Raw genomic sequence first — 11,658 nt, forward strand, 5'->3', positions numbered from 1 at the left:
CCCGCCTCTATGTTGACGCGGCCATCGCCCTCGACCGCAGCCAGAGCAATTATCTCGGCAATGTGCTGCGGCTGAATGCCGGCGACCCCGTGCTGGTGTTCAACGGTCGCGACGGCGAATGGCAGGCCGCCATCGCCGCCGGCAAACGGGCCGACAAACTATTGGTTCTCAAGCAGATGCGGGCGCAGGACCGGTTGTCCGACATCACCTACGCCTTCGCCCCGCTGAAGCATGCGCGGCTCGATTACATGGTGCAGAAGGCCATCGAGATGGGCGCGGCGAAGCTGCAGCCGGTGGTGACGCGCCATACCCAGACCAGCCGGGTCAATACCGAGCGGATGCGGGCGAATGTGGTGGAGGCGGCCGAGCAGTGCGGGATTCTCAGCATTGCGGAGGTCGGCGAGCCCGTGAATCTCGGCAAGTTCCTCGACCAGCGCGACGGCCAGCGGCTGCTGGTTTTCTGCGATGAGGCCGCGGAAGTGTTTGATCCCATTACAGCTTTGGCCGGGGCGCGGGAGAAAGCAGCGGGCGGAATCGACGTCATGATCGGGCCCGAAGGCGGCTTTGCCGATGAGGAACGGGCACTTCTCTTAAAGCAGCCGACCATTCTCCGACTGGCGCTGGGGCCGCGGATCATGCGGGCGGATACGGCCGCAGTGGCCGCATTGGCGGTGATTCAGGCGACCTTGGGCGACTGGACCACTTTCAGTTAAGTCACTTCCGCAAAGGTGGTCGAAACGTCGCAAGTGCCGTGCTAAGGGGCTGCGACCACGGCCACCTCATTGGAATTGCTGGACTTCGAGATGACAAAACCCGCCGCCTGGACGGACACCCTGCTGACCTCGTTTGCCGAGGCGGGCTATGTCCATGCGTCGCCGGCGATTTTGCAGCCGGCCGAGCCGTTTCTGGACCTTTCCGGCGAGGACATCCGCAAGAGCTTGTATCTGACCACCGACCTGACCGGCGAGGAATTGTGCCTGCGGCCGGACCTGACGATTCCGGTGGCGCGCGATTATCTCGCCTCCGAGCAGGCCGGACAGCCGGCCGGGTTCAGCTATCTCGGCCCGGTTTTCCGCTATCGTCATGGAACACCAAGCGAATTTCAGCAGGCGGGGATCGAGTCCTTCGGCCGTGCGGATCGCGCGGCTGCGGACGCAGAAATGCTGGTTCTGGCCCTGAATGCTGCGGCCGCACTGGGGCAGCCTCGCGTCGAAATCAAGACGGGCGATGTCGCCCTGTTCGCCGCCCTCATCGAGGCGCTCGACCTCTATCCGGTCTGGAAGCGTCGCCTGATGAAGGATTTCAACCGCCAGGCGAACCTCGCCGAAGACCTCGACCGACTGACCTTGGCCGAGTCGCCGGTCCGCAACGAGTATGAAGGCGTGCTCGCCGCCCTCGCCGGTTCCGACCGCAAGGCGGCGCTGGCGCTGGTAACCGACCTGATGTCGATCGCCGGCGCGACCAATCTCGGTGGCCGTTCGGTTGCCGAAATCGCCGATCGCTTCCTCGAGCAATCGACGCTCAAGGGCGGCGCGCTGCCGAAACATGCACTGGCGCTGATCAAGCGCTTCCTCGCCATCGCCGGCACGCCCGATGATACCGTCGCCGAGCTGCGCAAGCTCGCAGCCGACGCGAAGCTCGATCTGACAGCGGCGATCGACGAATTCGAACAGCGCATCGGCTTCATGGCCGCGCGTGGCATCGATACTAGCGCGATCAAATTCGCCACCGCTTTCGGCCGCGGTCTCGACTACTACACCGGCTTCGAATTCGAACTGCACGGCATCGACAACGGCATCGTGCCGCCGCTGGTGGCCGGTGGCCGCTATGACGGATTGCTGTCCCAGCTTGGTGCATCCACCGCCATTCCAGCCGTGGGCTTCTCGATCTGGATCGACGCGTTCTCCACCCGCGCAGGAGACGCGTCATGAGCAGCCCCTTCGTCGTCGCCGTCCCCTCCAAGGGGCGCCTGCAGGAAAATGCCGAAGCGTTCTTCAGCCGCGCCGGCCTGACGCTGACCAAGGCCGGCGGCGTGCGCGACTATCGCGGCACCATCGCAGGCCTCGACAATGTCGAGATCGCCTATCTCTCGGCCAGCGAGATCGCGGCCAACCTGTCGCGTGGTTCGGTGCATCTCGGCATCACCGGCGAGGATCTCTTGCGGGAAAACATCGTCGACACCGACAAGCGCGTGGCGCTGATCGAAGGCCTCGGCTTCGGGCGCGCCGATGTGGTCGTGGCCGTGCCGCAGGCCTGGATCGATGTTCGCACCATGGCCGATCTCGACGACGTCGCGACGGGTTTTCGCGAGCAGCACAATCGCCGCATGCGCGTCGCGACAAAGTATATCAATCTCACCCGCGCCTATTTCGCTGCGCATGGGGTGATGGATTATCGCATCGTTGAGAGCGCCGGCGCCACCGAAGGCGCACCGGCCACCGGCGCGGCCGAACTGATCGTCGACATCACCACGACGGGCGCGACCCTCGCGGCCAATGGCCTCAAGGTGCTCGATGACGGCGTGATGCTGCGCAGCCAGGCCAATCTCGTTGCCTCGCGCAGCGCCGACTGGTCGCCGGCGGCGCGCGAAACCGCCCGCGTCATTCTCGATCACATCGCCTCACGCGCCCGCGCCGGCAAATACAAGGAAGTGCGCACCCGCTTCGCCGGCTGCAATCAGGCGCTGCTCGACGAGGCGCATAACCGGTTTGGCGTGGTGTCACCGTTCGGCGGCCCGACCTCGTCGGGCATGGTGACGCTGCACTGCCCGCCGGCGCAGATCTATGCGCTCGGCAGCTTCCTGCGCGACCATGGCGCAGACACCGTTTCGGTTGCATCGCTCGACTACGTGCTGGACCGCGAGAACCCGCTGTTCGCGAAGCTCGAGGCGTTTTTGCGGTAGTCGCATTGCGCGGAGCGAAACGACATACTTCGCTGTCATCGCCCGGCTTGACCGGGCGATCAAGTAAACGCCGGCTTCGCGGCCTATCACGGCCGTCAGTCTACTGGATCCCCGCTTTCGCGGGGATGACAGGCGGAGTAAACGGCATATTGGATTGATTGGGATTCCTCCTTCATGATGCTGGGCAGCGACGTTTCCGACCTCACCACCGACTCCCGCACTGCGGCGGCGCAGGGCCTGTCGCTGGTGGTGCCCTGCTACAATGAAGCGCCCGGCCTTGCCGCGCTGCACGACAAGCTCGTCAGCCTCGCCCGCACGCTGAAGGCGCGCTACGGCCTCGCTTGCGAGGTCGTCTATATCGACGACGGCAGCCGCGACGACACGCTGAAGATCGCGCAGGCGCTGTCGCCCGACGAGATCGACGTGCAGGTGATTTCGCTGTCGCGCAATTTCGGCAAGGAAGCCGCGCTGATGGCCGGCCTCGATCACTGCAAGAAGGGCGCCGTGCTGTTCATGGACGGCGACGGCCAGCATCCGCCCGAATTCGTCGAGAAGCTGGTGCATCACTGGATCGTCGATGGCTATGACGTCGTCTTCACCGCCAAGGCCCATCGCGACAATGAAAGCTTCCTGCTCCGCACCGCCGTGCGCGGCTTCTACTCATTGATCAATTGGGGCGCCCGCACCAAGATTCCGGAGGACGCCGGCGACTTCCGCCTGCTCTCGCCGCGCGCCGCGGCGGCACTGCGTCAGCTGCCCGAGCGCAACCGCTTCTTCAAGGGCCTCGCCACCTGGATCGGCTTCCGCCAGCTCCGCGTCGATTACGAGCCGCAAGCGCGCGCCCATGGCGTGTCGTCCTTCAATCCGAAGGCGCTGATCGGCCTGTCGATCGAGGGCCTGACCTCGTTCTCGGTGGCGCCGCTGCGCCTTGCCAGCCTGTTCGGCCTGCTGTTCGCAGGTGCGGCCTTCCTGTTCGGCATCTCGATCCTGTGGGAAACCATGGTGGTGGGCAAATCCGTGCCCGGCTATCCCTCGATCATCGTCGGCGTGATGACGATCGGCGGCGTGCAACTGATCATGATCGGCGTGCTCGGCGAATATATCGGCAAGATCCTCTCCGAGCTGAAAGGGCGCCCGGTCTATTTCATCGCTGAGCACAGCGTGAAGCCGTCGGCGCCTGAGGCCGCCACTGTGCCCGCGGCTGCACCTGACCGGACCGTCGTCGAATGAGCGGCATCGTGCCGCGCCGGATCACGCTTTGTGCTGACGATTACGGCATCAGCCCCGGCGTCAATCGCGGCATCCGCGAGCTGATTGCGCGCAAGCGGTTGAATGCAACATCGGTGATGGTGGTAGGCTCGGCCATCACCCGCGATGAAGTGAGCGCACTGCAAGGCGCTGTCGCCCTCAATCGCGACTGCGCCATCGGGTTGCATGTGACGCTGACGGCGCCCTTCCATCCGCTGACCATGCATTATCGCCCGCTGCTGGATGGCCTGTTCCTGCCGCTCGGCAAGATGCTGCGCGCGGGCGCGCTGCGCCGGCTCGATGCCGAGATGATCCAGGGCGAAGTGTCGGCGCAGATCGCCAAGTTCACGACCTTGTTCGGCGCGCCGCCGGCCTATGTGGACGGCCATCAGCATGTGCAGACCTTTCCGCAGGTCCGCGATCCCTTTTTGCGCGCGGTGAAGGCCGGCGCGCCGGACGCCTGGGTGCGCCAGTCCGGCCGCGTTCATCCGCTGTCAAAACGGCTCGATGCGCCGAAAGCGCTGCTGCTGGATACGTTGAGTGCCGCGTTTCGCAGGCGCGCATCGAAGGCAGGCGTGGTGTTCAATCCCGGCTTTGCGGGCGCTTACGATTTCACCAAGGCACCGGATTTCGGACCACTGATGGCGCGGTTTCTCGACGGCCTGCCCGATGGCGGGCTGGTGATGTGCCATCCCGGCTATGTGGATGACGTGCTGCTCGACCTCGACCCGTTCACCGACCAGCGCGAACGCGAATATGCGTATCTGGCGAGCGATGAGTTCGTTCAATTGCTGGATGAGAATAATGTGACGCTAGTCCGATCGGTGGATTAGGGACTCACGCGATGACGCCATGCTTGCGCAGCTCGGCGTCTTCGTCGCCGGTGATCCAGCCAAACACCTTTGCCCGGCCATCGTCGATCCGGACCAGATAGACATTATTGAAATCGATCTCCTTCTGCGCGCCATCGCGGCTATAGCTTGCGCGCCACGCCACATTGGCAAGCGCATGGATCGTATCGATCGGCTCGACGCGAACATCGAGAATTGTCATCCGTCGCGTGCCGATGGCGCGATAACGCGCGAAGCCGGCTGTGAGAGCCTTTGTAAACTCGTCACCCTGTTGGCCTGTCATGACTCCAAGCGGAGAAGATCCGATAAAGCTGTCGGTGTACAACTCGACAAGCGCAGACAGATCCGGCTCTCCGACCAGCGCCTTGTTGGTCTCGCGGGCATATCGGTTGAATAGTTCGGTCACGGCACGTTGCATATCGGCTTCCTGCATGATCCGTAAGGGTCGGGTGCGCTGACGCCAGCGCCGCTATTTGGGAATGAGCGATCGTGCTCGCTGGTTCCGAGATTGGCGAATACATCCCTTCTTCTTCCCCCGCAGCGCGGAGAAGCGATGGAAACGGCCACTATGTCGCATAACCAAATTTAATCCGCCGGGCACTATTGCCGACACAAAGCGTCATTACATGCTCAGCGCACCCCATGCGTGCGCAGAAGACAATGAGGACGCCATGACACCGCAAGAACGCCAACTGGTTGACGATCTCTTTGACCGGCTCAGCAAGGTCGAAGGTGGGCCACGCGATCCCGATGCGCAGGACGCCATCACCCAGGGCCAGCGCAAGGCTCCCAACGCGGTCTATGCGCTGGTGCAGACCGTGCTGCTGCAGGACGAGGCGCTGAAGCGCGCCCATGACCGTATCCAGCAGCTGGAGCAAGGCGGCGCACCCGAACAGGCGCCGCCGGGCGGCTTCCTGGACTCCATGCGCGATGCGCTGTTTGGCGGCGGCCAGCAGGGCCAGGCGCCCAATGCGCCCCGTGGCTCGGTGCCCAATGTGCGCCCGGGCGAGCCTTCCCGCGCCTCGTGGAATACAGGCCAGGTGCTTGGCAGCGGCCAGCCGCAGGGCGGCTATGGCCAGCAGGCCGGCTATGGTCAGCAAGGCGGTTACGGCCAGGGACCGATGGGCCAGCCCCCGATGGGGCAGCAGGCCGGCGGTGGCGGCGGATCTTTCCTGGGCACCGCCGCGGCGGCTGCGGCCGGCGTGGTCGGTGGCTCACTGCTGCTCAACAGCATCAAGGGCATGATGGGCGGCAACCACCAGCAGGGGCTGACCGACGCGGCGAATGCCGGCGGCAGCAGGAGCCCGTGGGGCGGCGATTCCAATTCGTCGTCGAATGACAGCCTCGCCAGCCAGGCCGGGCTGAATGATATCGGCTCGTCGAACCGGCAGGGTTCGGGCAACTTCGACCAGGCCCAGGCCGACTACGATCAGGATCAGGACCAGGATCAGGACGACGGCGACTTCGACGACATGGACATGGATTCGGACGACGGCGATTACGCGTAGGGCGGATGAGGCGAAGCCGTAATCCGCCGTTCTTCGCCACACGAACTCGGCCGGCGGATTACGCTTCGCTAAGCCGCCCTACGACAAACCTCTCCCCACCTGTTTGCGGGGAGAGGTCAAGAACTCAGATCACAACCACCTTCGCGCCGACATTGACGCGGCCGTAGAGGTCGATCACGTCCTCATTGCGCATCCGGAAACAGCCCGAGGAGACATTGGTGCCGATCGTCCATGGCTCGTTGGAGCCGTGGATGCGATAGAGCGATGATCCCAGATACATCGCCCGTGCGCCGAGCGGGTTTTCCGGGCCGCCTTCCATGTAGCGCGGCAGGTCGGGGCGGCGCGCCAGCATTTCCTTCGGCGGCGTCCAGGACGGCCATTCCTTCTTCGCCGTGATCGTCTTCACGCCCTGCCAGGTGAAGCCGGGACGGCCGACGCCGATGCCGTAGCGCATCGCCTTGCCGCCATCCTGCACCAGATAGAGAAACTTGTTGCCGGTATCGACCACGATGGTGCCGGCACCTTCACGGCCGTCATAGGCCACCATCTGCGGCAGATATTTCGGATCCATCGCCGGACGCGCGGGATCGATGGAGTCGTCCTGCTGATAGGCGGCGCGCTGTTCGGGCTCCATCGGCGGCAGCATGCGGCGGCGCGGCTCGTATTGCCGGTCCGGCGAGGTCTGATAGCCCGGACCGTAGTTCGAACCATGGGCGCCATCGCTGAACAGGAATTCGATGAAGCCGCCGCCCATGTTGCCGCGCTGCGCGGATGCGACACGCTGCTGCACCGGACGCTGCGCCGGGGCGGCATAGATGACTTCGGGCTGGGCGTAAGGCGTGACGGCATCGATGGCCGCCGCGGGGGTCGCATGGATCGCGACAATGGATGCGCTCGCCAGGAACGCACAATTCAGCTTTCTGAACATCGACGTACTCTTACCCGTTTCGTCGCGCGCCGCTCACCGGAGCCGCGCCTGTCACACGCCGAGTTAAGGTTAAAATCGCCTCGCTTTGGTAAACGGAATCGCCGTTTGGATTCACCATGCCGGCCTTCGGCGCGGTTCTCATCCGTAGCGTTACTTTTGCATGAACGCCGGACCGCGATGGTTAATCAGTGGTTCGCGTAGAATGCGTCGAACTACACAACCACATGTTCCACGTGAACTCGGCGTTAAAACTCGTTGATATAAGACAGTCCAAATATTGTTGAGTTGGGGGACATGATGTCTGTTCGTCGCAAGCGATTTCGTATTGAAGAAGTATTCGGCACGCCCTCTTCCGTTGCTGAGAACGACGGTGGTGAGCCGATGCCGATGCATCGCGAAATCATGTCCGAACTGCGTGCGATCCGCGCACAGATGGCAGCCCCCGCATCGGGACACAATGCCGTGACGGACGAAGTCGGCGCAGCCGCGCAGAAGCAGATTGAAGAAGCACAGGCCCTGCTCGCGACCTATCGCGCGCAGATCGAGCAGTGCGAGAAACTGAAGATCGAACTCGATCTCATCCATGACGCCATCACGCGCACCAAGCAGGAAATCGCTGTCCTGCACGGCAAGAGCTTTGATGGCGACGAGATGGCCAAGGTCAATGGCGAACTCGGCGCGGTGGTCGGCGGCACCGAGGAAGCGACCCAGCAGATCCTGGCCGCAGCCGAAGCCATCGACAATGCGGCCGCCGCCGCGGGCAAAGTCGGTTCGCCCGACCAGCAGAAGCAGCTGCTGGAAGAGATCAGCGACAATGTCGTGTCGATCTTCGAGGCGTGTAACTTTCAGGACCTGACCGGCCAGCGCATCAGCAAGGTGATGACCACCATGAAGTTCATCGAAAATCGCATCACCGCGATGATGGACATCTGGGGCGGCGTCGACGAGATCAAAGCGCATGCGCCGGCCAAGGTCGATGATCGCAGCGACGACGAGAAGCTGCTCAATGGCCCGAAACTGGAAGGCGATGTCGGCCACGCCTCGCAGGACGACATCGACGCGCTGTTCAATTAAGACGCGCGACGGACACTCAACATTCAACGCCGGGCACTGCCCGGCGTTTTGATTCCGAGGAAGCAACCCAGCACGACCAGCGCGCCCAGCGTGGCGAGCATCAGGACGTGGCGATCGGACAGCGTCTCCACCGCGGAGGCGACCACGAAGGGGGCGAAGGCCTGCACGAACTGCGCGGGCCGCGCGATGCGGCCAATGACGCGGCCATAGCCGTTGGGCCCGAACATCAGCAGCGGCAGTGCGCCGCGGGCGATGGTCATGACGCCATTGGCGGCGCCGAAGGCGATGGCGAACAGCGCCGCGACCGGGAATGATACGCCGAGCAGCGACAGCAACGCGAAGGCCGACACCACCAGCACCACCGCGCCGCGCGCGATCCACAGCGGATGGGTGCGGCCGGCCAGCACGAAATCGGCGAGACGCGCGGCCACTTGCGCCGGGCCGAACATGGCGCCGATGGCGACCGCCTGGGCGGCGCTCAACCCACCGCGATCCAGCAGTGCCAACAGGTTCGACGTCACACCGGACAGGATGAAGCTGTAAAGCGCGAAGGCCGCGGCGAGCAAAAGGAACGGCCGGCCATGCGGCAGCAGGAAGGCTTGCGGCGGCGGCTCTGTGGTCGCCTGCGCGGCCGGAGCCGGCGTCGCCGCCACATGGCGCGGCAGGGCGAAGGCGTGCAGCGGAGCGACGACGCAGGCGAAGACCGCGGCGAAGGTCAGATACGTCCCCTGCCAGCCGAGCTTCTCCAGCAGCAGATGCGTGGCGGGCCAGCCGACGGTGGAGGCAAAACCGCCGGCAAAGGTGACGAAGGTGATCTGCCGGCGCGCATTGGCGCCGAAGATGCGGGTCAGCGTGGCGAAGGCGGGATCATAGAGATTGGTGGCCATGGCCGTGCCGAGCAGCAACCAGCAGGCGAAATAGGCGACGGGGTGCATGGCAAAGGGCATCAGGGCGAGGCCGAGCGCGCCGGCCAGCGCACCGGAGGCCATCACCACATTGCCGCCGTGGCGATCGATCAGCCCGCCGATGGTGGGCGACAGCAGGCCGGATGTGACGAGGCCGAGGGTGAAGCCGGCCATGCCGAAGGCCAGCGTCCAGCCATGCGCCGCCACCAGATGCGGCATGGTCAGCACCGGCGGATAGATCAGGATCCCCCAGGTGAGGATCTGCGTGACCGCCAGAACGAGAACGGCGCGGCCCGGTCCGAAAACGAGGTCGCGCCATTTGTGCATGCGGTCACATCTTCAGGGAATCACACCCCGATCTTACGCCCTTGGCGCGCAGCGGACATAGACCATGTTGCCGTAACGGACGGCGGCGTCCTTGTCGATGAACTTGGTCACCAGAATCCGGCCGTCGAAGGAGACGATCTCGCGGTCGCGCGGGTCGCCGGCCGGGCCGGGCGGGCCGATATAGTTCTTGCCGCTCGGCGAGCCTTTCAGACGCAACTCCTGAGGCGTCGCTTCGTCGGCGAGATGCATCATGACGCCGCCAGTGGGGCCGGCGCCGATGATGTAGGGATTCTTGCACTGGCCGCGGGCGGCGTTTTCCGTGCGCACCTTGTCGTTCGGGTTCATGTAGGAGGCCAGACCCCAGCGCCCGACGATTTCTTCCGAGCGGATCGAGGCCGGCAGTTCCGGGGCCGGCGGCGGCTCGGCCGGCGGCGGCGGTTCCGAACTGCCGAACATGCCACCAAACCCGCCGCCGCCTGTGGAGCTGCACGCTCCGAGAGCCAGGGCCATGACGGAAAGGATCGCCAGACGGGCGACCGGGCGGGTGGTGCGTGACTTGATCATATCATCCCCTGAACAACATCCCCGACTGCCCGTCCCAAGCAGCGAAGCGTAAAATACCTGTCAAAACATCCGCCTCGCAGGAGGCCTATGTCATTACGGCGTAACGCCGACATGGTTTCCAGACCATTGCATATTGGCCTCACCAAGGCCTTAACCCTCTTTATTCGCCAGAGGCTTAAGGCCCAAGGCCGATGCGGGCCTTGCTTGACTCATCTGGCGTTCGGCCATATCCCGAACCGCCTGATTAGCACTCTTGGCGCGGGATTGCTAAACCCTGCGCCGACCGGCGCGGGGCGCCTTTGCCCTCGCCGAGGCCGTGTACTCTACAACCAACCAGAGGAATTCCCTATGGCCAAGACCAAGTTCCGTCCGCTGCACGACCGCGTCGTCGTTAAGCGCATCACCGCTGAAGAAAAGTCCAAGGGCGGCATCATCATCCCGGACAGCGCCAAGGAAAAGCCCTCCGAGGGCCAGGTGATCGCCGTCGGCCCGGGCGGCCGCGACGAAGCCGGCAAGCTGATCCCGATCGACATCAAGGTCGGCGACAAGGTGCTGTTCGGCAAGTGGTCGGGCACCGAGATCAAGCTCGACGGCGAAGAACTCCTCATCATGAAGGAGTCGGACATCATGGGCGTGGTGGGCTAACAGCCCTTCCCTCTCCGCACACTCTCACGTCGTCACCGGGCTTGACCCGGTGACCCATCTTTCTCCGGGCCCCGCTCGAAGATGGATGGCCGGGTCAGGCCCGGCCATGACGGAGTACAAATTTCATCCATCAGGAGCACCATCACATGGCAGCCAAAGACGTTAAATTCGCCGGCGACGCACGCGACCGCATGCTGCGCGGCGTCGACATCCTCGCCAACGCCGTCAAGGTCACGCTCGGTCCGAAGGGCCGCAATGTCGTGATCGAGAAGTCGTTCGGCGCCCCGCGCATCACCAAGGACGGCGTCACCGTCGCCAAGGAGATCGAGCTCGAGGACAAGTTCGAGAACATGGGCGCGCAGATGCTGCGCGAAGTCGCCTCGAAGACCAACGACAATGCCGGCGACGGCACCACCACCTCCACCGTGCTCGCCCAGGCGATCGTGCGTGAAGGCGCCAAGTCGGTTGCCGCCGGCATGAACCCGATGGACCTCAAGCGCGGCATCGACATCGCCGTCGCCGCCGTCATCAAGGACATCGAGAAGCGCGCCAAGCCGGTCGCCTCCTCCGCTGAAGTCGCCCAGGTCGGCACCATCTCGGCCAATGGCGATGCCGCCATCGGCAAGATGATCGCCCAGGCGATGCAGAAGGTCGGCAATGAAGGCGTCATCACCGTCGAAGAGAACAAGTCGCTCGAGACCGAAGT

Annotated in this window: 13 protein-coding genes; 9 read left to right on the top strand and 4 right to left on the bottom strand. The window is 64.2% G+C overall.

Annotated features, from left to right (window positions below; genetic code table 11):
- The 5 genes from ACIQ17_RS24535 to ACIQ17_RS24555 all read left to right on the top strand — a co-directional run.
- On the top strand, nucleotides 1-713 hold a 713-nt coding region (locus ACIQ17_RS24535), incomplete at its 5' end, for a 16S rRNA (uracil(1498)-N(3))-methyltransferase (protein ID WP_398471855.1).
- A gap of 90 nt (nucleotides 714-803) precedes the next feature.
- Entirely contained in the window at nucleotides 804-1,931 is a 1,128-nt protein-coding gene (locus tag ACIQ17_RS24540; protein ID WP_398471857.1) for an ATP phosphoribosyltransferase regulatory subunit, read from the top strand.
- Complete coding sequence (gene hisG / locus ACIQ17_RS24545; RefSeq protein WP_398471858.1) at nucleotides 1,928-2,902, top strand: ATP phosphoribosyltransferase; 975 nt, start codon at nucleotides 1,928-1,930, stop codon at nucleotides 2,900-2,902. Before ACIQ17_RS24540 ends, hisG begins: the two co-directional genes overlap by 4 nt.
- A gap of 174 nt (nucleotides 2,903-3,076) precedes the next feature.
- Nucleotides 3,077-4,132 (top strand): glycosyltransferase family 2 protein, encoded by a 1,056-nt coding sequence (locus ACIQ17_RS24550; protein ID WP_398471859.1) that lies wholly within the window; start codon nucleotides 3,077-3,079, stop codon nucleotides 4,130-4,132.
- Nucleotides 4,129-4,983, top strand: coding sequence for a ChbG/HpnK family deacetylase (locus tag ACIQ17_RS24555; protein ID WP_398471860.1), 855 nt, complete (start codon nucleotides 4,129-4,131; stop codon nucleotides 4,981-4,983). The genes ACIQ17_RS24550 and ACIQ17_RS24555 overlap by 4 nt, the downstream gene beginning before the upstream one ends.
- A gap of 4 nt (nucleotides 4,984-4,987) precedes the next feature.
- Here the strand turns inward: ACIQ17_RS24555 and ACIQ17_RS24560 are convergent, their stop codons facing one another.
- Nucleotides 4,988-5,419: a nuclear transport factor 2 family protein gene (locus tag ACIQ17_RS24560; protein ID WP_398471862.1), complete on the bottom strand. Its 432-nt coding sequence runs from the start codon at nucleotides 5,417-5,419 to the stop codon at nucleotides 4,988-4,990.
- Nucleotides 5,420-5,672: 253 nt separating this feature from the next.
- Here ACIQ17_RS24560 and ACIQ17_RS24565 point away from each other — a divergent pair, with 253 nt between their 5' ends.
- Nucleotides 5,673-6,509: a DUF2076 domain-containing protein gene (locus tag ACIQ17_RS24565; RefSeq protein WP_398471863.1), complete on the top strand. Its 837-nt coding sequence runs from the start codon at nucleotides 5,673-5,675 to the stop codon at nucleotides 6,507-6,509.
- A gap of 124 nt (nucleotides 6,510-6,633) precedes the next feature.
- On the opposite strand, the gene ACIQ17_RS24570 is transcribed toward ACIQ17_RS24565, so the two are convergent.
- On the bottom strand, nucleotides 6,634-7,437 hold the full coding sequence (locus ACIQ17_RS24570) for a L,D-transpeptidase (RefSeq protein WP_398471864.1): 804 nt from the start codon (nucleotides 7,435-7,437) through the stop codon (nucleotides 6,634-6,636).
- A gap of 297 nt (nucleotides 7,438-7,734) precedes the next feature.
- Between ACIQ17_RS24570 and ACIQ17_RS24575 the strand changes: the two genes are divergently transcribed.
- Complete coding sequence (locus ACIQ17_RS24575; RefSeq protein ID WP_398471866.1) at nucleotides 7,735-8,511, top strand: protein phosphatase CheZ; 777 nt, start codon at nucleotides 7,735-7,737, stop codon at nucleotides 8,509-8,511.
- 23 nt (nucleotides 8,512-8,534) lie between these two features.
- Here ACIQ17_RS24575 and ACIQ17_RS24580 read toward each other — a convergent pair whose 3' ends face one another.
- Nucleotides 8,535-9,743 carry an MFS transporter gene (locus ACIQ17_RS24580; RefSeq protein WP_398471867.1) on the bottom strand — a complete coding sequence of 403 codons (1,209 nt, stop codon included), beginning with the start codon at nucleotides 9,741-9,743 and terminating at the stop codon, nucleotides 8,535-8,537.
- A gap of 33 nt (nucleotides 9,744-9,776) precedes the next feature.
- Nucleotides 9,777-10,307 carry a hypothetical protein gene (locus ACIQ17_RS24585; protein ID WP_398471868.1) on the bottom strand — a complete coding sequence of 177 codons (531 nt, stop codon included), beginning with the start codon at nucleotides 10,305-10,307 and terminating at the stop codon, nucleotides 9,777-9,779.
- A gap of 348 nt (nucleotides 10,308-10,655) precedes the next feature.
- On the opposite strand from ACIQ17_RS24585, the gene groES reads away from it, so the two are divergent.
- Nucleotides 10,656-10,952, top strand: coding sequence for a co-chaperone GroES (gene groES / locus ACIQ17_RS24590; RefSeq protein WP_211909907.1), 297 nt, complete (start codon nucleotides 10,656-10,658; stop codon nucleotides 10,950-10,952).
- Between the two features lie 146 nt (nucleotides 10,953-11,098).
- A partial coding sequence (locus ACIQ17_RS24595; RefSeq protein ID WP_398471869.1) for a TCP-1/cpn60 chaperonin family protein occupies nucleotides 11,099-11,658 on the top strand: 560 nt, incomplete at its 3' end.

This window comes from Tardiphaga sp., from assembly GCF_044340795.1.
GTDB lineage: Bacteria > Pseudomonadota > Alphaproteobacteria > Rhizobiales > Xanthobacteraceae > Tardiphaga.